Below are 20,602 nucleotides of genomic sequence, written 5' to 3' on the forward strand. Positions count from 1 at the left end.
AATGATGAATTGCGAGCTTATTTTCTCTCAGATTTTTTAAGATTTCGGCTGGTTAGAAAGTAATACGCCAACACGGAAATTGCGACACATGCCCCCATAGTAAATAGCATTGGGGCAGCGGTATCCATCTTCATTGACGCGACTAAACTTCCCATAATTGCACCCACTGCAAAACGTACGCTACCAATCAAAGAATTTGCCGTTCCCGCCATTTGAGGACATCTTTCTAAAGCTGATGCCATTGCATTTGATGAAATCACTGGGTTTGGACCGACGAAAAAGGCGACGCCAATTGCCATAGGCCAAAAACCGAGATCTAAAAGTGCGGTCAAAATTAGCCACATTCCAGAAAGGAATTGAATTATGAGGGCTATCCGTAACATTGTTTCTGCGCCCACTTTAGTGACAAATCGGCTATTCAAAAAGGAGGCAAAGATCATCGTAACGATATTCATCATGAAGAAGTAACCGAACTGATCGACGGGAACCCCATAAATACCGATATAGACAATTGATCCTGCAGTCACAAAAGCAAACAGCCCGCCAAATCCAAAAGAGGCGGTAAACATATAGCCGAGCACTTCTTTTTGCTTCCAAAGCAGAAGGAAATTGCGAGCGATAATATTTAAGCGTAGCGGAATGCGATTTTCTTTTTTATGGGTTTCTGGAATGATGAAAAAGACCAATGCTGCGGCTAATAATCCCACCAGCGAAATAACGTAAAAAATTGCGTGCCAGTGGAAAAATTTAACGATGTAACCCCCAATAATTGGCGCAACTAAAGGTGCAAGCATAAATACTAAGGTGATGGTGGACATCACTTTAGATAGTTGATCTTTACTAAATAAATCACGCAATAATGCGCCTGAAAGCACAACAGGTGCAGCACCAAAGAAACCTTGCACAAAACGAAGTGCGGTGAAATTTCCGACTGAATTTATTTCAGTGAGTACTAAAGCTGTTAGCGCGCCTACAATGACACCGAGTAAAATGATCGGTTTTCGTCCGAAACTATCACCAAAAGGCCCCCAAAAAAGCTGACCAAACGCCATGCCATAAGCAAAAGAGGTGAGAGTGTGTTGTACTTGTTCTGGACTCACGCCGAGATCTTTCGCAATTTCTAAGAAAGACGGCAAATACATATCCACGCCAAAAGGCGGTAGCATAGCGAGAATACCGAGCGTAAGAATAAAGATGAAAGTAGATTTTTGCTGACTCATCTTATTTCACCAAACTTTCGATTTCGTTTTGAGTCAATGGGCGGTATTCGCCTTCTCCTAAGGATTCATCTAGTACAACATCACCAATTTTCCAGCGATGTAACCCAACGACTTTATTCCCAAGTGCGGCAAACATACGTTTTACTTGATGATAGCGACCTTCAGAAATGGTTAGATTCACGTTGTAATCATCTAAGATTTCTAATTTTGCTGGTTTAGTGGGCTCTTTTTCTCCGCGTAATAAAATGCCTTCCGCACAAGCGGTGGAATAATTTTCTTCTACGGGATCAGCTAATGTCACCAAATAGGTTTTTTCACAATGATGTTTTGGGGAAGTGATGCGATGTGACCATTGTCCATCATCGGTAAGCAATACGAGACCTGTCGTATCCACATCTAAGCGACCCGCGCTATGTAATTTGCCCGCCAAAGGGTAATCAAAAAATTGATAAATTGTTGGACAGTCGCCGTCATCATTGGAACAAACACAGCCTTGTGGTTTATTCAACATAAAATATTGACCTTCTTCCACCCAAGTTAATAATTCATCTTCAAAATAAATTTCGTCTTCTTGTGAAATTTGTACTGAGCCACTTTTGACAATTTCACCATTAATTTTTACCGCACTTTGGCGGATTGCTTTTGTTGCTTGAGAGCGAGTTAATCCCACATTTTCAGCAATAAATTTATCTAATCTCATTATGTTTTCTCTTGTTAAAATTCGCTAGGCATTGTACAGGTTTTTGCTTTTAGAACGAAACAAAAAAGGCTGCAATGCAGCCTTTATTCGTTGTTTATTATCTAGTTTGATTAAACCACTTCACGTAATCGAATTGATCGTAATATTTTTTCCCATTCCAGCCAGAAAATTCAAAAATATCACCCACCTGATTTTGCTTTTCGAAGCCTTTTATATAACAAGCCGATTTAAAAGCTGGGTAGGGCTTGTGAGTAAAAATTACTTTATTTTTGAAAGGGAGTTGATCAAAAAGTTGAATGTCTTTTTCGGTTACACCATCTCGATCTGTCATCATAATAAAAAGATTATCGAAATTCATTCGTGACGTTCGAAGTTGCCATTTTTCATTGGCTTCTTGCTCACTGTGATAATGCATAAAATGAATTTCAAGATCGGCAAGTTTCCCCACTGGATAACTTTTTTCTGTTTGTACGAATGTGAGAGGTTGAGTACGGTAGAAATCCATATTTTGTAAATAACGCAAAAAATCCTGTGGCGAGAGATAGAGATTCACAAAAGGGGAATTAAACGGCTGGTGTAAATCATGTAAGATAAAAGCCCCCACGCAATTGGCAGAAATGACAGTCATACCTTGATTTGTTAGTTTACGTTGCAGAGTGCGATTAATGAAAAATCTTTGGCATTTATTCACCGCACTTTTAATTTTTTGAAATGGATTCATTTTCTCATCCTTTATGCTTTTGTTGCGAAAATCCTACCTTTTTTGCTGAAAAATGAAAAGTCTAGCTAATGCCTCGCATCAAAAAAATTTTGTTATAAAGTTGTAAAAATTTGCAGTTCGTCACAATTTTTTGAATAAAAAACAGATATAATCGACGCAATATTTCAATCCTGTTTCAAGAAAATGGAGCACTTATTATGACCGAACAATTACGTCAAGCAGCCTTAGATTTCCACGAATTTCCAATTCCTGGAAAAATCGAAGTTACCCCAACAAAATCACTCGCAACACAACGTGATTTAGCCTTAGCTTATTCGCCAGGTGTGGCAGAGCCTTGTTTAGAAATTGAAAAAGATCCTGCCGCCTCTTACAAATATACGGCGCGTGGCAATTTAGTGGCGGTGATTTCCAATGGTACAGCGGTACTTGGTCTTGGTAATATTGGCGCGCTTGCGGGCAAACCGGTAATGGAAGGAAAGGGAGTATTGTTTAAAAAATTCGCAGGTATCAACGTATTTGATATTGAAGTGAATGAACATGATCCCGATAAACTTGTTGATATTATTGCTTCGTTAGAGCCAACTTTTGGTGGGGTAAATCTTGAAGATATTAAAGCACCGGAATGTTTCTATATTGAACAAAAATTGCGTGAGAGAATGAATATTCCTGTATTCCACGATGACCAACATGGTACGGCGATCATCAGTGCTGCCGCGATCATCAATTCTCTTCGTATTGTAGGTAAAAAAATTGAAGATGTCCGACTTGTTGCCTCTGGTGCGGGTGCTGCATCTATTGCGTGCTTGAACTTATTGCTTTCTTTAGGTATGAAACGTGAAAACATCACAGTTTGCGACTCGAAAGGCGTGGTATATAAAGGCCGTGATGACAAAATGGATCAAACCAAAAAAGATTATGCAATTGAAGATAATGGCTGGCGTAAACTTGGCGATGCGATGCCAAATGCAGATATTTTCTTAGGTTGTTCTGCGGCGGGTGCGCTTACACAAGATATGGTGAAAACCATGGCTGCGCATCCAATTATTCTTGCTTTAGCTAACCCAAATCCTGAAATTACCCCGCCAGAAGCGAAAGCAGTTCGTCCTGATGCAATTGTATGTACAGGCCGCTCTGATTATCCAAACCAAGTAAATAACGTGCTTTGTTTCCCATTCATTTTCCGTGGCGCATTAGATGTGGGTGCAACGACGATTAATGAAGAAATGAAACGTGCGGCAGTTTATGCCATTGCTGACCTTGCATTAGAAGAGCAAAACGAAGTTGTAACTTCTGCTTACGGTGGTGAAGGCGCGACTTTTGGTGCAGATTATGTGATTCCTCGTCCATTCGATCCTCGCTTGATTGTGCGTATTGCACCAGCGGTAGCAAAAGCTGCAATGGAATCTGGTGTGGCAACTCGTCCAATTCAAAATTGGGATACTTATGTTGAAAAACTAACTCAGTTTGTTTACAAAACTAGCTTGTTTATGCGCCCTATTTTCAGCCAAGCAAAAGCGGCAAAACAACGTATTATTTTGGCAGAAGGGGAAGAAAATAAAGCATTGCATGCCACCCAAGAAGTGATTTCAATGGGCTTGGCAAATCCAATTTTAATTGGTCGCCGCAGCGTGATTGAAGAAAAAATTAAAAAACTTGGTTTACGTTTAACTGCAGGTGTGGATTTTGAAATTGTGGATAACGAAGATAATCCTCGCTATGAAGAATGTTGGAAACATTATTACGAGCTTACCAAACGTAAAGGCATTACACCTGCAATCGCAAAACGTGTCGTGCGTTCTAACACCACCGTATTAGCTTCTACGTTACTGAGCTTAGGCTATGGAGATGCTTTAGTATGTGGTTTATTTGGTTCATACGGAAAACACCTTGCATCTATTCGCGATATTATTGGCTTAAAAGATGGCGTGAAAACTGCCGCTGCTTTAAATAGCCTTGTATTACCGACTGGTAACGTATTCTTAACGGATACTCACGTAAACAGTAATCCAACAACAGAAGAATTAGCTGAAATTACCTTAATGGCAGCGGAAGAAATTCACCGTTTCGGTATTGAACCTGCTGTTGCATTGCTTTCTCATTCTAATTTTGGTTCCTCTAATTCATTAGGTGCACCAAAAATGCGAGAAGTATTACAGATCGTCAAAGAGCGTAATCCACACTTAATGATCGATGGTGAAATGCGTGGCGATTTAGCGATGAATGAAGCTCACCGAAAAGAAGTCATGCCTGATAGCCCATTGAAAGGAAGCGCAAATTTATTAGTATTCCCTGATTTGAGCTCATCACGTATTAGTTATAGCTTATTACGCGGCACCACTACGGCAATTACCGTTGGCCCGATCTTAATGGGTATGAACAAATCTGCGCATATTCTTAATCCAGGGGCATCTGTTCGCCGTATTATTAATATGATTGCGTATGCTGCGGTGAAAGCACAACAAGAGTAGTTGAAAAAGTGCGGTGAATTTTTATTAAATTTCCGCCGTTTACTTAACAAAGCCTCGATTTTTCTCGAGGCTTTATTTTTTGTAATTCTATTGAATGTGATTAGCTAAAATTGTTCTACACAGAATTCGGCATATTGTTTGCATTTGAGATTAACTAAAACTATGCGAAAATTGACCGCACTTTAAGACTTTTGTCGTGTCGAAAAGGAACCGACCGATAGACAGTTGCCTATCTTTCTTCAATTTAATACGGCTTGGATGCCGTTTTGTTAGTGGTTTTTACAATGAAAAAAGCGCATTCTCCTTTATTCCCAATCTTCACCTTCGTGTTGATTAATCTCATCATCCTTTCCTTATCTCGTTTGGGACTTGCCGTATGGCAATCAGAGCGTGTATCCGCCGTAGATGGCTGGTTGCAATTATTTTTGCAAGGCGTACGAATGGATGTGGTGGCACTCTGTTATTTATTTGGCGTACCAGCATTGCTCACAACATTGTTCCATAGCAACAAAGTTTGGGTAAAAATTTTACGAATTTGGTTAACGCTTGGTAGTGTGTTTATTATCTTTATGGAAATTGCCACACCTGCCTTTATTGAAACCTACGATTACCGTCCAAATCGTTTATTTATCGAATACCTGATTTATCCGAAAGAAGTTTTTTCAATGCTTGCTGAAGGGCATTTAAGTGCGGTTATTTTTAGCCTTGTTTTCACAGTTTTAGCTGCCGTGATTTATTGGAAAATTTCTGGTTGGGCAGTCAAAAATTTACGTTCAATGAGTTGGAAACTTCGCCCTGTGATTGCTTTGCTTGTTATTGTCGTGAGCTTCCTTGGCGCGCGCTCAAGTTTTCAACACCGTGGTATTAATCCTGCCATGGTGGCATTTTCTTCTGATGCGTTAGTGAATTCTCTAGTGCTTAATTCGGGCTATTCCGTGATTTATGCCGCGCAGCAATTTAAAGATGAAGAAAAATCTTCAGAAATGTACGGAAAAATGGATGCAGATGAAATGTTTCGTATTGTTAAAGCCAGCCGTGGCCGCCCAGACAGCGATTATATTTCAGATAAATACCCAACTTTAACGAAAAATGTCGCGACTTATCAGGGTAAACCTAAAAATATCGTGATTTTGTTACAAGAAAGTCTCGGTGCTCAATTCATTGGTACACTCGGTGGCAAACCACTTTCTCCAAATGTGGATCAGCTCGCAAAAGAAGGGTGGTTGTTTGAAAATCTTTATGCAACAGGCACACGTTCAGTACGCGGTATTGAAGCAACCACCGCAGGTTTTACGCCAACGCCAGCTCGTGCAGTGGTGAAACTTAATAATGCCCAAAGTGGTTTCTTTACTATTGCAGATTTATTACATAAACAAGGCTATAACACTTCCTTTATTTATGGTGGCGAAAAGCACTTTGACAATATGGCGAGCTTTTTCTATGGCAATGGCTTTAAAGATATTTGGGATCAACAAGACTATCAGAATCCAACATTTACTGGCACTTGGGGTGTGAGTGATGAGGATTTATTTGATAAAGCCAATGAAACTTTCACGAAATTACAAAATGAAGGTAAACCGTTTTTTAGTTTAGTGTTTAGCTCTAGCAATCATGATCCATTTGAATATCCAGATGGCAAAATTGAGCTTTATGAGCAACCAAAAGCCACTCGTAATAATGCGGCAAAATATGCAGATTATGCGTTAGGTCATTTCTTTAAAATGGCAAAACAGTCTAATTATTGGAAAGATACGATTTTCTTAATTGTTGCGGATCACGATTCTCGTGTAGGCGGAGCAAGTCTTGTGCCAATTAAGCATTTCCATATTCCAGCCTTGATTCTTGGTGATGGAATTGCGCCACGTCGTGATAGCCGTCTTGTGAGCCAAATTGATATGCCAACCACATTACTTTCTTTAGCAGGCGTAAGTGGCAATTATCCAATGATTGGGTTTGATTTAACGCAAGATGTAAATCCAGATCGTGCCTTTATGCAATACGATCAAACTCAAGCAATGATGAAAGGTAATAATGATGTGGTGATTCAAATGCCAAATAAAGCGGCACAAGGTTATCATTATGATAAAGCTTCAGAAACTTTAACGCCAAAAGATGTGTCTGATGCAATGAAAAAAGAGGCATTGGCTCACGCTTTATTAGGCAGTTATTTATATAAAAATCGCTTGTATTCTTCAGGTGAAAATAAATAAACAGAACGCCAGCTTAAGCTGGCGTTTCTTTTAGTTTTCAAAAACAAACTGTTCACGTAATTGATGTAATTGATCGCGAATTGCTGCGGCTTTTTCAAATTCCAAATCTTGGGCAAATTTATACATTTGTTGTTCCAGTTTTTTGATTTGTTGTTGATATTCTTTGGCATTTTTCGGTGTATTATAAAGTGCGGTTGGTTCTGCTGCCATTTTTCCACGTTGTTTATTGGCTTTCGCTTTTTGATTTGCTCCTTGTCCAATATCTAACAATTCACCGACTTTCTTATTTAATGCTTGTGGCACAATACCATGTTCTTCATTGTATTTACTTTGTTTTTCACGACGACGGTTGGTTTCGGTAATGGCTTTCTCCATTGATTTGGTGATGCTATCCGCATATAAAATTGCTTTACCGTTTAAGTTTCGTGCAGCTCGGCCGATGGTTTGAATTAAAGAACGTTCGGAGCGCAAAAATCCTTCTTTGTCCGCATCTAAAATCGCCACAAGAGACACTTCTGGAATATCTAAACCTTCACGCAATAAGTTAATTCCAACCAATACATCAAATTCGCCTAAACGCAAATCACGGATAATTTCGACGCGCTCCACGGTATCAATATCAGAATGTAGATAACGCACACGAATCCCGTGTTCATCTAAATAATCCGTTAAATCTTCCGCCATTTTTTTAGTGAGTGTTGTCACTAAAACTCGCTCATTTTTATCCGCTCTTTGGCGAGCTTCGGAAAGTAAATCATCTACTTGAATTGAGACTGGACGAATTTCAATGAGCGGATCAAGCAAACCAGTCGGACGAACCACTTGATCGATGATTTCACTACCTGATTTCTCTAATTCATAAGGCCCTGGTGTTGCGGAAACATAAATGGTTTGTGGGGCTAAGCGTTCAAATTCTTCAAAGCGTAACGGACGATTATCTAATGCTGATGGTAAACGGAAACCATATTCGACTAAGGTTTCTTTACGTGAACGGTCGCCACGATACATTCCGCCAATTTGAGGCACAGTCACATGAGATTCATCAATAATTAAAATAGCATCAGAGGGCATATAATCAAATAATGTCGGTGGTGGTTCGCCCTCATTTCTTCCCGATAAATAGCGAGAGTAGTTTTCAATGCCCGAGCAATAGCCCAATTCATTCATCATTTCAATATCAAATTGGGTTCGTTGGCTGATACGCTGTTCTTCTAAAAGTTTATGTTCTTTAATGAAGTATTCACGGCGTGATACCAGTTCTTTTTTGATGTTTTCTATCGCATCTAAAATACGTTCTCTTGGCGTCACATAGTGAGTTTTTGGATAGATCGTAAAACGTGGGACAGCACCAAAACTACTGCCAGTGAGAGGATCAAATAAACTTAATCGTTCAATTTCATCATCAAATAACTCAATACGCACCGCACGATCATCGGATTCCGCAGGGAAAATATCAATAATTTCTCCACGAACACGGAAAGTTCCACGCTGAAATGCTTGATCATTGCGGGTATATTGCAATTCCGCTAACTTCGCTAAAATTTGACGCTGATCGATAATGGCACCTTGTTGTAAATGCAACATCATTTGTAAGTAGCTATCAGGATCACCCAAACCATAAATAGCTGAAACAGAAGCCACCACGATGGTGTCTCGACGTTCTAAAAAAGATTTCGTCGCTGAAAGACGCATTTGTTCGATTTGATCATTAATGGACGCATCTTTTTCAATAAAGGTATCACTGCTAGGCACATAGGCTTCTGGTTGATAATAATCATAATAAGACACAAAATATTCCACCGCATTTTCTGGAAAAAAGGCTTTCATTTCTGCATAAAGCTGGGCTGCAAGGGTTTTATTCGGTGCAAGTAACATCGCTGGGCGATTTAATTGAGCGATTACATTGGCAATAGTAAAGGTTTTCCCCGAGCCTGTTACCCCGAGTAAAGTTTGGTGAGCTAATCCATCCGTTAAATTTTCAGCCAGTTTTTCGATAGCTTGTGGCTGATCGCCAGAGGGACGAAAGTCGGAATGTAGAATGAACGGTTTTGTGTTGATTTTTTCAGACATAAAGTGCGGTCGGTTTTTTCATAGTTTTGAATAATGTCTATTTTAGCATATTTAATGTGTAAAATTGATCAGGCAAAAATCTAAGTTTTACACAGACTTAGCGATGTCAAGAGGAAGATGTCACAAATTCATAAAAAAAACTTTAATTTTTTACTAGACAAAACTTAACCTGTTGATTTTAAATTAAAATTTAATTTTAGGCTAATCTGTAATCAAGATCGAACAATCCTTGTAAGAACAAGGGATCCGCAAAATTTTAAAAAGTTAATCCACAAAGTTATCCACAGGCTCTGTGGATAGAAAAATAAATATTAGGTGGTATATAAAAAATGAGGAAATTTTTTATTTTTTTATGAAATTTTTTTAAATTTTGCATTGACAAGCTAACTATCGACCATTAAAATTCGCGCCCTATTCCTTGTGATACAAAGTTTATTCCTCCTTAGTTCAGTCGGTAGAACGGTGGACTGTTAATCCATATGTCGCTGGTTCAAGTCCAGCAGGAGGAGCCAATTTTTCTTTTGGTTTAGAGTTTGTTTGTCTCCTTTTACAAATTCTAAATTAGCAACCAAAAGATTTTGAGCCCATCATGTTGATGGGCTTTATTTTTAACTTCAAAATAGGATTTTGCTTCCGCCAGTTGAGATGGTTGTGCCATATAACAAGCTCAAGGCAAAAAATAGCATTATTCCACCTGCTATTAATTTCACGATACTTTCGCTTTTTCCTTTTGTATTTTTTGAACTATACCAATGCCCTAAGTGAATCGCAGTATTTCGCGCATAACGTACAATTCCCGCGAAGGCTGACAGCATAAGTCCTGTGCCGAAAGACATGGCCAATACAGCTAAAATTCCCCAGCTATAAAGATCAAGCATATAAGCTAAAAATAAAACGAAAATTGCACCGCTACATGGGCGCATGCCAATTGTTAGAATCACGAGAAATTGTGATTTTAGATTGGTTGCTTGTGCAGTTTGCGTGGGGCTTGGCAAATGTTGGTGTCCACAACTACATGTGTTTGGCTGAAAAGTGCGGTTATTTTTCACCGCACTTTTTTCGTGTAGGGGGAGGGGATTTAGGGATTTAATGGCTAATTTAGCTTTTTTACGATAGGTACGTAAACCTTGCAAAATCCAATAACAGCCGAGAAATACCAATAATAGCAAGGCAGTTCGTTCTAACCAAAGTTGACTTAATTTGAAATAACGTGATGAAAGATTTAGCACTACAACAAGCAATGTTGTTGCTGTAATCGCGATAATGCCTTGCATTAAGGAAGAAAGTAAGCTCAAGATAGTACTTTGTTTTAATTGGCTTTCATGAGTAGAAAGATAGCTGGCGATAATAAATTTGCCGTGTCCCGGACCGAGCGCGTGTAATGCCCCATAAATGAAACTAGCAAAAATAAGCGTGATGCCTGCCTTGATGCTATTATTTTGAATTTGGTGTAAATTTTCCGAAATAAGCTGATTAAAATCTTTTTGCCATGCAGCAATATGTAAGAAAAACCAAGGGGAAAAATAGCCAAATAAGGCGAGTGCAATCACTAATATCACGAGACCAGTTTTATATTTTTTCATTTCTACTCACATTGAATTATTATTTTTTGCGCGAACATTACGCCTAAGGAATCATCTTCGTTCTTTTGGGATTTATCAAGTGAAGATGCGTAGGATTGGATTTTTTCATCCACATTAGGTTCAATTAATTTTCCTTGGCAATTTTTCGGAAGTGCGGAAAAATCTACCGCACTTTTTGAGGCGTAAGTCATTGCCACATAATAAGTGGGATCGTAAGTTTGTAAGCTAAATGTGTTTTTTTCTAACTTTTGAGAATGGGCGAGTGGCACATCAAAATAATATTGAAGTTGTAAGCTTTGAACGTTAATGCCGTAATTTTTTGGGTGAGGGGAATATTTGATTTTATTATTCTGAGCATCATATAGATAGCTAAAATAATGTTCACTGACGATATTTCCCATGACATCATCAAGAAGTTTTTGTTTCTCCGCTTTAGTTCTAGCTTGTTTCATATCATAAATAATCGCAGACGAACTTGGTTCATCCAACGTCCATTTCATTGAAAAGCCAGTAAGTTGATTATTTTCTATAATGGGCGTGCTTTGCATATCAATAAATGCGTGAGGGTGAGCTAAAACACCACAACTAATGAATAGACCGAGTAATAATGAATACGTTTTCACAAAAAATCCTAATTATTTTGAATGATAGAATTTGAAGTTGTTTATTCTACACGCAAAAACGAATTTTTCTGTCAAAAATGTTGATGTAAATCAAAAAAACTCTCAATAGCATTTCCTTTACCTTTCAATATTCAGTAACATAGCCTCGTCAAGTGATTGCTTGATATTCATAAAGTTCCTAAATAAAATAATCATAAATATAGCTAAACTACTTTCCTGCCACCCGTTTCGGGTGGTTTTTTTTATCTAAGTCGAAATATGCACTCTTGCATTGTGCATTTATTCTTATTATGATCAACTCGAGTATAACCAAGAGAATAATAGATGTTTAATTTAAAGCGTGAGCATTTTAGAGATGATTATCTTTATAGGTTTTATCAATATGGCGATACTCATAGTAAGATCCCTTCTAATTTATCTAAAGTATTGGCAAGAAAATTGGATATGATAAGTGCTGCGGAAGACATCAATGATTTACGTTCTCCGCCAGCTAATCACTTAGAGTTGCTTGAGCCAAAAGAAAATAAAATTTATTCCATTCGAGTAAATAAACAATATCGCCTAATTTTTAAATATGAGAATAACGAAGTAAATAATTTATATTTAGATCCACATTCTTATAATTTATAAGGAAGATAATATGATGACGAGAAAACCCACCTCTGTTGGTGAAATTCTACAAGAAGAGTTTTTAGAACCTTTAAGTCTTAAAATTAATGATTTAGCTCAAATTTTAGATGTACATCGTAATACGGCAAGCAATATTGTTAATAATAGTTCACGAATTACGCTAGAAATGGCAGTTAAACTTGCTAAAGCATTTGATACTACGCCTGAGTTTTGGCTTAATCTGCAAACACGTATTGATTTATGGGACCTTGAACACAATAAACGTTTTCAACAAAGTCTTGCAAATGTTAAGCCCGCTCTACATCGGCGTGGTACTTCTACATTTGCAATGTAATTTAAGTCCTAAAGTGTCTATTTAATTTAGGGAGCTGCTTTATCCCTAAATATTTACAAGCGGTCAATTTTCGCAAAACTTTCCTAAAATCCTACCGCTTGTTTCCTATATTTTCGCCCTATTTTCCAGTAAAATAGAGCGTCATTTTTAATGAGGAATAATTAATGTCAACGCAATTTGTATATACGATGCACCGTGTCGGCAAAGTGGTGCCGCCGAAGCGTCATATTTTGAAAGATATTTCTTTGAGCTTCTTCCCGGGGGCGAAAATCGGGGTGTTGGGCTTAAATGGTGCGGGTAAATCTACCCTTTTGCGCATTATGGCAGGTGTAGATAAAGAGTTCGAAGGTGAAGCACGTCCGCAACCGGGAATTAAGATCGGTTATCTTCCGCAAGAACCAAAATTAGAACCGCAACAAACCGTGCGTGAAGCAGTGGAAGAAGCAGTTTCTGAAGTGAAAAATGCACTGACTCGTTTAGATGAAGTGTATGCGCTTTATGCGGATCCTGATGCGGATTTTGATAAATTAGCTGCAGAACAAGCCAATCTTGAAGCCATTATTCAAGCACATGATGGACATAATTTAGATAACCAATTAGAGCGCGCCGCAGATGCGTTACGTTTACCTGATTGGGATGCCAAAATCGAACATTTATCTGGTGGTGAGCGTCGTCGTGTAGCACTTTGTCGCTTATTACTAGAAAAACCAGACATGCTCTTATTAGACGAACCAACTAACCACTTAGATGCAGAATCGGTGGCATGGTTAGAGCGATTCTTACATGATTATGAAGGCACCGTTGTGGCGATTACCCACGACCGTTACTTCTTAGACAACGTAGCGGGTTGGATCTTAGAGCTTGACCGTGGTGAGGGTATTCCTTGGGAAGGCAACTATTCTTCTTGGTTAGAGCAAAAAGAGAAACGTTTAGAGCAAGAACAAGCAGCTGAAAATGCGCGTCAAAAATCCATTGCGAAAGAATTAGAGTGGGTTCGTCAGAACCCGAAAGGTCGCCAAGCGAAAAGCAAAGCACGTATGGCGCGCTTTGATGAGTTGAATTCTGGCGAATATCAAAAACGAAACGAGACTAACGAACTCTTTATTCCACCTGGTCCACGTTTGGGTGATAAAGTGATTGAAGTACAAAACTTAACTAAGTCTTATGGCGACCGCACTTTAATTGATGATTTATCATTCAGCATTCCAAAAGGTGCTATCGTGGGTATTATCGGAGCGAATGGTGCGGGTAAATCAACCTTATTCCGCATGTTGTCAGGTCAAGAACAACCAGATTCAGGTTCTGTAACCATGGGTGAAACCGTTGTGCTTGCTTCGGTGGATCAGTTCCGTGATTCAATGGATGACAAGAAAACTGTGTGGGAAGAAGTGTCTAACGGACAAGATATTCTCACTATCGGTAACTTTGAAATTCCAAGCCGTGCGTATGTGGGCCGTTTCAACTTCAAAGGTGTGGACCAACAAAAACGTGTGGGCGAATTATCGGGCGGTGAACGTGGTCGTTTACACTTAGCGAAACTTTTACAACGTGGCGGAAACGTCCTGTTATTGGATGAACCAACCAATGACTTAGACGTTGAAACCTTGCGTGCCTTAGAAAATGCGATTTTAGAATTCCCAGGCTGTGCAATGGTGATTTCCCATGACCGTTGGTTCTTAGACCGTATCGCAACACATATTTTAGATTATGGTGATGAGGGTAAAGTCACGTTCTATGAAGGTAACTTCTCAGACTACGAAGAGTGGAAAAAGAAAACCTTAGGCGATGCAGCGACTCAGCCACATCGTATTAAATATAAACGTATTGCGAAGTAATTTATATTGAGAAAGTGCGGTTGATGTTGACCGCACTTTTCTTACTTTTTTGGGAGTGATTATGCTAGTTTATTTACATATTTTTTTCGCCTTTTTAAGTTTTGCCTTGTTGGTGATTCGTGGCGCAATGCAGCTTACTGGCAAAAACTGGCGTTCGATAAAATTATTAAAAATTTTACCGCACTTATCAGATACCTTGTTGATTGTTTCTGGTGTCGTCATTTTATATCTCTTTGCTTTTGATATTGAATGGTGGTTGATAGCGAAATTCGCATTATTGATTTTGTATATCCTGTTTGCTGCGAAATTTTTCAGTAAAAAAGTTTCTCAACCCAAAAGTATTTTCTTTTGGCTTGCTTGCGTAAGTTTTATTGGTGCGATGTTAATTGCCTATCTGAAATAAAACGATGTCATCTCGCCATCTTCAAATTTTAATCAGCAAAACTTTGCCGCTTGTGCCTGATAACGTGTTAATTATCGGTGAAAGCGGTATTGCTTTTTCTAAAGCAACGAATTTGCTCGGACAAGAATTTGAACATATCTTATTTGATGGACGAAATGGCATTCATCTTGAAGCGCTAGCTATTGCAGCTGGAACTCTGAAAATGGGCGGCACACTTTGTTTAGTGTTGTCCGATTGGGAAAATTTATCTCAGCAGCCTGATCAAGATAGTTTACGTTGGAATGGAAATCAGTCAGCAATCGCCACGCCTAATTTTATTTATCATTTCAAACAGTGCATTGAACGCTATCATTTCCCTATTTTCAGAGAGGAAAGTGCGGTTGAATTTCCTGCGGTTTTTTATTCTAACGAGCATCACAAAAATGCCACGTTAGCGCAACAACAAATTATCGAGACTATTTTACAGGCCGAGCAGGATATTTATTTTCTAACTGCCAAGCGGGGAAGAGGGAAATCCGCATTATTGGGGATGCTTGCTAATCAAATTCAGGCAGCAGTTTATCTCACCGCACCGAATAAAAGTGCGGTACATTCAGTTATTGAATTTTCAGAACGAGAGATAGAATTTATCGCCCCCGATGAACTGGCTATTAGGTTACAAAATGAACCTGAATTTAGTCAATCTGCTTGGTTGCTCGTAGATGAAGCAGCGATGATCCCATTGCCATTATTGCAAGAATATTCTCAATATTTTCAACATATTGTCTTTAGCACAACAATTCATAGCTACGAAGGAACGGGGCGTGGTTTCGAATTAAAATTTAAACGGAAAATTCACCGCACTTTTCAGCATTTTGAGCTTAAACAGCCCCTACGTTGGCAAGAAAATGATCCGTTAGAACATTTTATTGATGATCTTTTGTTGCTAAATGCCGAAGATGATTTTCAGCACTTTGACTATAGCAATATTACTTATAATATAGAGGAAAACGCTAAAAATCTTTCCTTCCCCTGCTTGCGGGGGAAGGTGCCCGAAGGGCGGAAGGGGGATTTAGATATAGCCAGTCTCCCTCAAGCTTTGGAAGCTCCCCTCACAAGTAAGGGTAGTAAAGGAAAATATAATCGTCAATTTTTCTTTCGAGATTTTTATGGGCTAATGACGATTGCTCACTACCGAACATCGCCACTTGATCTTCGTCGTTTACTGGATGGGGAAAATCAACGTTTTTATTTTGCCGAATATCAACAGAATTTGCTCGGTGCAATTTGGGCATTAGAAGAAGGAAATATGGCAGATGATGAGTTGATTATTCAAATTCAACAAGGCAAACGTCGCCCGAAAGGGAACCTTGTTCCACAGGCATTATGTTTCCATGAAAATCTGTCCCAAGCCTGTAAACTGCGTTCACTCCGCATTTCACGTATCGCCGTGCAACCAAATTGGCAGCAAAAGGGCATTGGGCAAAATTTGATGCAAGCCATGGAAAATGCCGATGTGGATTTTCTTTCGGTGAGTTTTGGCTACACCGACGAACTGGCAAAGTTTTGGCAAAAGTGCGGTTTTATTTTGGTGCATTTAGGCGAGCATCAAGAAGCGAGCAGTGGTTGTTATTCAGCGATTGCCCTTAAAGGTCTTTCCAAAGAAGGCTTGGCTTTAGTTGATACTGCGAACAAACAATTTCAGCGTAATATCCCTTTATCTTTTCATCCGCTCGCCATAAATTTTGAGCAAAATCAGCTTGATTGGCAGCTTGATGAGTTCGATTGGGCGGGCTTAAAAAACTTTGCTAATTTTCACCGCACTTTATTTTCGAGCCTTCCTGCGATGAGGCGTTTATTAAAATTAGTGGGCAAAGAAAATTTCCCATTAATTTCCGCTTATTTAACAAAAAAACAACTTCCCATTAACAAGAAAAAAGGCGTAGAATGGCTACGTTTAGAAATTAAACAATATTTAGAACGAGGAACTTTATGACAGAACAAACTGAGAAACCAAAATGTTGGTTTAAGCGTGCACTTGAAAAATATGATAATTTCATTAAAGAGTGGGGGTTAGATCAACCTAATTGTAGCTGCGTGCCTATGTCAGCAACAGAAGATGAAAATGGTAATTTGAAGAAAGAAGAATCTTCTTTAAAGAAATAAATATTAACTGTTTTTTTAAACAGTAAGTTTATTGAAAGATAATTCAAATTCCAGTACACTATGCGTCAATTTTTATACAAGATTGGCGCATTATTTATATTTATGAAAACGGCTTTTTTCCAACCTGATATTCCTACCCAACCCAATGATCACAAAATTTTAGGCAATGTATTACCCGGCGCAGATGCACTGGCGATCAGTGAAATTGCAGAGCAAAATCAAAATTTAACCGTCGTGGTGACACCAGATACGCGAAGTGCGGTGCGTTTATCACGTATTTTATCGGAATTAAGCAGCCAAAATGTATGCCTTTTTCCTGATTGGGAAACGTTGCCTTATGATACCTTTTCTCCCCATCAAGAAATTATTTCCTCGCGTTTAAGTGCGCTTTTCCATTTACAAAATGCGAAAAAAGGCATTTTCTTATTGCCGATTTCGACATTAATGCAACGCCTTTGCCCACCGCAATATTTACAACACAATGTGCTTCTGATTAAAAAAGGTGATCGTTTGGTTATTGATAAAATGCGCTTACAATTAGAAGCGGCGGGCTATCGTGCTGTGGAGCAAGTATTAGAACACGGCGAGTACGCTGTTCGTGGAGCCTTGTTGGATCTTTTCCCAATGGGAAGTGCGGTGCCTTTTCGCCTCGATTTTTTTGATGATGAAATTGATTCCATTCGCACTTTTGATGTGGATACGCAACGCACTCTTGATGAAATTAACTCAATTAACCTTTTGCCAGCTCACGAATTTCCAACAGATGACAAAGGGATTGAATTTTTCCGTGCACAATTTCGTGAAACCTTTGGGGAGATTCGTCGAGATCCCGAACATATTTATCAGCAAATCAGTAAGGGTACCTTGATTTCTGGAATTGAATATTGGCAGCCACTTTTCTTTTCTGAAATGGCGACTTTGTTTGATTATTTGCCAGAACAAACGCTGTTTGTAGATATGGAAAACAACCAAATGCAAGGCGAGCGTTTTTATCAAGATGCAAAACAGCGTTATGAACAACGTAAAGTGGATCCGATGCGTCCGCTTTTACCGCCTGAAAAATTATGGCTTAATGTTGATGAAGTCAATCGTCGATTGAAATCTTATTCAAGCATTACATTTAAAGCGGAAAAAGTGCGGTCATCTGTACGCCAGAAAAATTTACCTGTTGCCGCTTTACCAGAAGTGACTATTCAATCCCAGCAAAAAGAACCATTGGGGCAATTACGACAATTTATTGAGCATTTTAAAGGAAATGTACTGTTTTCCGTGGAGACGGAAGGTCGCCGAGAGACTTTGCTTGATTTGCTTTCACCGTTAAAACTCAAGCCAAAACAAATTCAATCTTTGGAACAGGCTGAAAATGAAAAATTTAGCTTGTTAGTCAGCTCTCTTGAACAAGGTTTTATTATTGAACAATCGCTTCCTGTTGCGATTATTGGTGAAGCTAATTTACTTGGCGAACGGGTTCAACAACGTTCTAGAGATAAACGTAAAACGATTAATCCTGACACGCTTGTGCGCAATCTTGCCGAGCTGAAAATAGGACAACCCGTTGTTCATCTTGATCACGGTGTGGGGCGTTATGGCGGTTTGGTCACCTTAGATACAGGCGGTATTAAAGCAGAATATTTGCTGTTAAATTATGCAAATGAATCGAAACTTTATGTGCCAGTGACTTCATTACATTTGATTAGCCGTTATGTTGGTGGCTCTGATGAAAGTGCGCCATTATATAAATTGGGTAACGAGGCTTGGGCGAAATCACGCCAAAAAGCAGCGGAGAAAATTCGTGATGTAGCGGCCGAGTTATTAGATGTTTACGCACAACGTGAAGCGAAGAAAGGCTTTGCCTTTAAATATGATCGTGAAGAATTTCAACAATTTGCCGCAACTTTTCCTTTTGAAGAAACTTACGATCAGGAAATGGCAATTAATGCGGTGATTTCGGATATGTGTCAACCAAAAGCAATGGATCGTCTTGTTTGCGGCGATGTAGGTTTTGGTAAAACTGAAGTGGCAATGCGGGCCGCATTTTTGGCTGTGATGAATCATAAGCAAGTAGCAGTGTTAGTGCCAACCACACTGTTAGCCCAACAGCATTATGAGAACTTTAAAGATCGTTTTGCGAATTTGCCTGTGAACGTAGAAGTATTATCGCGTTTCAAAACTGCAAAAGAACAAAAACAAATTCTGGAAAATCTTGCAGAAGGGAAGGTCGATATACTGATTGGTACCCATAAATTAATTCAATCAGATGTCAAATTTAACGATCTTGGCTTGTTGATTATTGATGAAGAACACCGTTTTGGTGTGGGGCAAAAAGAGAAAATCAAACAGCTTCGTGCGAATATTGATATTCTTACGCTAACGGCAACGCCAATTCCGCGTACGCTCAATATGGCGATGAATGGTATTCGTGATCTTTCCATTATTTCTACGCCACCTGCTCGCCGATTAAGTATTAAAACCTTCGTCCGCCAGAATGACGATCTTGTTGTACGAGAAGCGATTTTGCGTGAAATCTTACGTGGCGGACAGGTTTATTATCTCCATAATGATGTCGCAAGTATTGAAAATACAGCAGAAAAACTGACCGCACTTGTGCCAGAGGCGCGAGTGATAGTGGGGCACGGACAAATGCGAGAACGTGAGTTAGAACGTGTGATGAGTGATTTTTACCATCAGCGTTATAACGTATTAGTTTGTTCAACCATTATCGAAACGGGTATTGATGTGCCAACGGCAAATACCATTATTATTGAACGAGCGGATCATTTTGGTTTGGCTCAGTTGCATCAATTACGTGGACGAGTCGGGCGTTCACATCATCAGGCTTATGCGTATTTGCTTACGCCACCGCCAAAAATGATGACAAAAGATGCCGAACGTCGTCTAGATGCCTTGGAAAATCTTGATAATCTTGGGGCTGGTTTTATCTTGGCAACTCACGATTTAGAGATTCGTGGCGCTGGCGAATTACTCGGAAATGAACAAAGCGGACAAATCGAAAGCATTGGTTTTTCGCTTTATATGGAATTATTGGATGCAGCGGTTAAAGCGTTAAAAGAAGGGCGAGAGCCATCATTAGAAGAATTGACGCAACAACAAGCGGATATTGAATTGCGCATACCTGCTTTATTGCCAGATGATTATTTAGGTGATGTGAATATGCGTTTATCCTTTTATAAACGTATTGCCGCAGCAGAGAGTAAATCAGAATTGGACGAGTTAAAAGTTGAGTTAATAGATCGGTTCGGACTATTGCCAGATGCGACAAAAAATCTATTGCAAATTGCAGAGTTGCGTTTATTGGTTGAGCCGTTAAAAGTTGTGCGAATTGATGCTGGAACGCAAGGCGGTTTTATTGAGTTTTCAGCAAAAGCACAAGTGAATCCCGATAAATTTATTCAATTAATTCAAAAAGAACCTATTGTGTATCGCTTTGATGGCCCATTAAAATTTAAGTTTATGAAAGACCTATCTGATAACAAAGTGCGGTTAGAATTTGTGGTGGATTTGTTAAGAACGATTGCGGCATAAAAAGAAGTCCGATCATTGTGATCGGACTTTTTTCTTATAGCCAGACGAAAGTCTGGCTATAAAAACCATACGCTATGCGTATGGAGCCAAATAGCTTAAGCGATGAACAGAAAAAAA

At 39.1% G+C, this 20,602-nt stretch carries 15 protein-coding genes and 1 tRNA gene; 10 read left to right on the forward strand and 6 right to left on the reverse strand.

Features of this window, described 5'->3' with window-relative positions; all coding sequences use genetic code 11:
* Positions 1-17 precede the first annotated feature (17 nt).
* From ABW51_RS02065 to ABW51_RS02075, 3 genes are all read right to left on the reverse strand, one after another.
* Complete coding sequence (locus ABW51_RS02065; RefSeq protein WP_053465361.1) at positions 18-1,220, reverse strand: Bcr/CflA family multidrug efflux MFS transporter; 1,203 nt, start codon at positions 1,218-1,220, stop codon at positions 18-20.
* Position 1,221: 1 nt separating this feature from the next.
* Complete coding sequence (rsuA, locus tag ABW51_RS02070; RefSeq protein WP_053465362.1) at positions 1,222-1,920, reverse strand: 16S rRNA pseudouridine(516) synthase RsuA; 699 nt, start codon at positions 1,918-1,920, stop codon at positions 1,222-1,224.
* A 97-nt stretch (positions 1,921-2,017) separates the two neighbouring features.
* Positions 2,018-2,641, reverse strand: a complete 624-nt coding sequence (locus tag ABW51_RS02075; RefSeq protein ID WP_053465363.1) for a DUF1919 domain-containing protein — start codon at positions 2,639-2,641, stop codon at positions 2,018-2,020.
* Positions 2,642-2,838: 197 nt separating this feature from the next.
* Here ABW51_RS02075 and ABW51_RS02080 point away from each other — a divergent pair, with 197 nt between their 5' ends.
* Positions 2,839-5,109: an NADP-dependent malic enzyme gene (locus ABW51_RS02080; RefSeq protein WP_053465364.1), complete on the forward strand. Its 2,271-nt coding sequence runs from the start codon at positions 2,839-2,841 to the stop codon at positions 5,107-5,109.
* 284 nt (positions 5,110-5,393) lie between these two features.
* Entirely contained in the window at positions 5,394-7,319 is a 1,926-nt protein-coding gene (locus tag ABW51_RS02085) for an LTA synthase family protein (protein ID WP_053465365.1), read from the forward strand.
* A 30-nt stretch (positions 7,320-7,349) separates the two neighbouring features.
* Here the strand turns inward: ABW51_RS02085 and uvrB are convergent, their stop codons facing one another.
* A complete protein-coding gene (gene uvrB, locus ABW51_RS02090) occupies positions 7,350-9,389 on the reverse strand; it encodes an excinuclease ABC subunit UvrB (RefSeq protein ID WP_053465366.1) in 2,040 nt (679 codons plus the stop codon).
* Positions 9,390-9,825: 436 nt separating this feature from the next.
* Here uvrB and ABW51_RS02095 point away from each other — a divergent pair.
* Positions 9,826-9,901, forward strand: a tRNA-Asn gene (locus ABW51_RS02095).
* 102 nt (positions 9,902-10,003) lie between these two features.
* On the opposite strand, the gene zevB is transcribed toward ABW51_RS02095, so the two are convergent.
* On the reverse strand, positions 10,004-10,972 hold the full coding sequence (zevB, locus tag ABW51_RS02100) for a zinc transporter permease subunit ZevB (protein WP_053465367.1): 969 nt from the start codon (positions 10,970-10,972) through the stop codon (positions 10,004-10,006).
* A 2-nt stretch (positions 10,973-10,974) separates the two neighbouring features.
* Positions 10,975-11,595 (reverse strand): zinc transporter binding subunit ZevA, encoded by a 621-nt coding sequence (gene zevA / locus ABW51_RS02105; protein WP_005629791.1) that lies wholly within the window; start codon positions 11,593-11,595, stop codon positions 10,975-10,977.
* Positions 11,596-11,919: 324 nt separating this feature from the next.
* Here zevA and ABW51_RS02110 point away from each other — a divergent pair, with 324 nt between their 5' ends.
* The 7 genes from ABW51_RS02110 to mfd all read left to right on the forward strand — a co-directional run bounded on the left by ABW51_RS02110 (position 11,920) and on the right by mfd (position 20,485).
* On the forward strand, positions 11,920-12,225 hold the full coding sequence (locus ABW51_RS02110; RefSeq protein ID WP_053465368.1) for a type II toxin-antitoxin system RelE/ParE family toxin: 306 nt from the start codon (positions 11,920-11,922) through the stop codon (positions 12,223-12,225).
* 10 nt (positions 12,226-12,235) lie between these two features.
* A complete protein-coding gene (locus tag ABW51_RS02115; protein WP_053465369.1) occupies positions 12,236-12,559 on the forward strand; it encodes a HigA family addiction module antitoxin in 324 nt (107 codons plus the stop codon).
* Between the two features lie 164 nt (positions 12,560-12,723).
* Entirely contained in the window at positions 12,724-14,394 is a 1,671-nt protein-coding gene (gene ettA, locus ABW51_RS02120; RefSeq protein WP_046950035.1) for an energy-dependent translational throttle protein EttA, read from the forward strand.
* Positions 14,395-14,455: 61 nt separating this feature from the next.
* Complete coding sequence (locus ABW51_RS02125; RefSeq protein WP_053465370.1) at positions 14,456-14,797, forward strand: SirB2 family protein; 342 nt, start codon at positions 14,456-14,458, stop codon at positions 14,795-14,797.
* 4 nt (positions 14,798-14,801) lie between these two features.
* Positions 14,802-16,772: a tRNA(Met) cytidine acetyltransferase TmcA gene (locus ABW51_RS02130; protein WP_053465371.1), complete on the forward strand. Its 1,971-nt coding sequence runs from the start codon at positions 14,802-14,804 to the stop codon at positions 16,770-16,772.
* Positions 16,769-16,942, forward strand: a complete 174-nt coding sequence (locus ABW51_RS10135; protein ID WP_179854398.1) for a DUF5363 family protein — start codon at positions 16,769-16,771, stop codon at positions 16,940-16,942. Before ABW51_RS02130 ends, ABW51_RS10135 begins: the two co-directional genes overlap by 4 nt.
* Positions 16,943-17,044: 102 nt before the next feature.
* Positions 17,045-20,485: a transcription-repair coupling factor gene (mfd, locus tag ABW51_RS02135; protein WP_053465402.1), complete on the forward strand. Its 3,441-nt coding sequence runs from the start codon at positions 17,045-17,047 to the stop codon at positions 20,483-20,485.
* Positions 20,486-20,602 lie beyond the last annotated feature (117 nt).

The sequence above is a fragment of the Haemophilus sp. C1 genome, from assembly GCF_001276515.1.
Lineage (GTDB): Bacteria > Pseudomonadota > Gammaproteobacteria > Enterobacterales > Pasteurellaceae > Haemophilus.

What these genes read in the sequence shown, in the direction of transcription:
- rsuA (WP_053465362.1), bottom strand. Translation starts at nt 1,920, where the DNA reads ATGAGATTAGATAAATTTATTGCTGAAAATGTGGGATTAACTCGCTCT.
- zevB (WP_053465367.1), bottom strand. Translation starts at nt 10,972, where the DNA reads ATGAAAAAATATAAAACTGGTCTCGTGATATTAGTGATTGCACTCGCC.
- ABW51_RS02085 (WP_053465365.1), top strand. Translation starts at nt 5,394, where the DNA reads ATGAAAAAAGCGCATTCTCCTTTATTCCCAATCTTCACCTTCGTGTTG.
- ABW51_RS02125 (WP_053465370.1), top strand. Translation starts at nt 14,456, where the DNA reads ATGCTAGTTTATTTACATATTTTTTTCGCCTTTTTAAGTTTTGCCTTG.
- ettA (WP_046950035.1), top strand. Translation starts at nt 12,724, where the DNA reads ATGTCAACGCAATTTGTATATACGATGCACCGTGTCGGCAAAGTGGTG.
- ABW51_RS02115 (WP_053465369.1), top strand. Translation starts at nt 12,236, where the DNA reads ATGATGACGAGAAAACCCACCTCTGTTGGTGAAATTCTACAAGAAGAG.
- ABW51_RS02080 (WP_053465364.1), top strand. Translation starts at nt 2,839, where the DNA reads ATGACCGAACAATTACGTCAAGCAGCCTTAGATTTCCACGAATTTCCA.
- uvrB (WP_053465366.1), bottom strand. Translation starts at nt 9,389, where the DNA reads ATGTCTGAAAAAATCAACACAAAACCGTTCATTCTACATTCCGACTTT.
- ABW51_RS02065 (WP_053465361.1), bottom strand. Translation starts at nt 1,220, where the DNA reads ATGAGTCAGCAAAAATCTACTTTCATCTTTATTCTTACGCTCGGTATT.
- ABW51_RS02075 (WP_053465363.1), bottom strand. Translation starts at nt 2,641, where the DNA reads ATGAATCCATTTCAAAAAATTAAAAGTGCGGTGAATAAATGCCAAAGA.
- ABW51_RS10135 (WP_179854398.1), top strand. Translation starts at nt 16,769, where the DNA reads ATGACAGAACAAACTGAGAAACCAAAATGTTGGTTTAAGCGTGCACTT.
- ABW51_RS02130 (WP_053465371.1), top strand. Translation starts at nt 14,802, where the DNA reads ATGTCATCTCGCCATCTTCAAATTTTAATCAGCAAAACTTTGCCGCTT.
- ABW51_RS02110 (WP_053465368.1), top strand. Translation starts at nt 11,920, where the DNA reads ATGTTTAATTTAAAGCGTGAGCATTTTAGAGATGATTATCTTTATAGG.
- mfd (WP_053465402.1), top strand. Translation starts at nt 17,045, where the DNA reads ATGAAAACGGCTTTTTTCCAACCTGATATTCCTACCCAACCCAATGAT.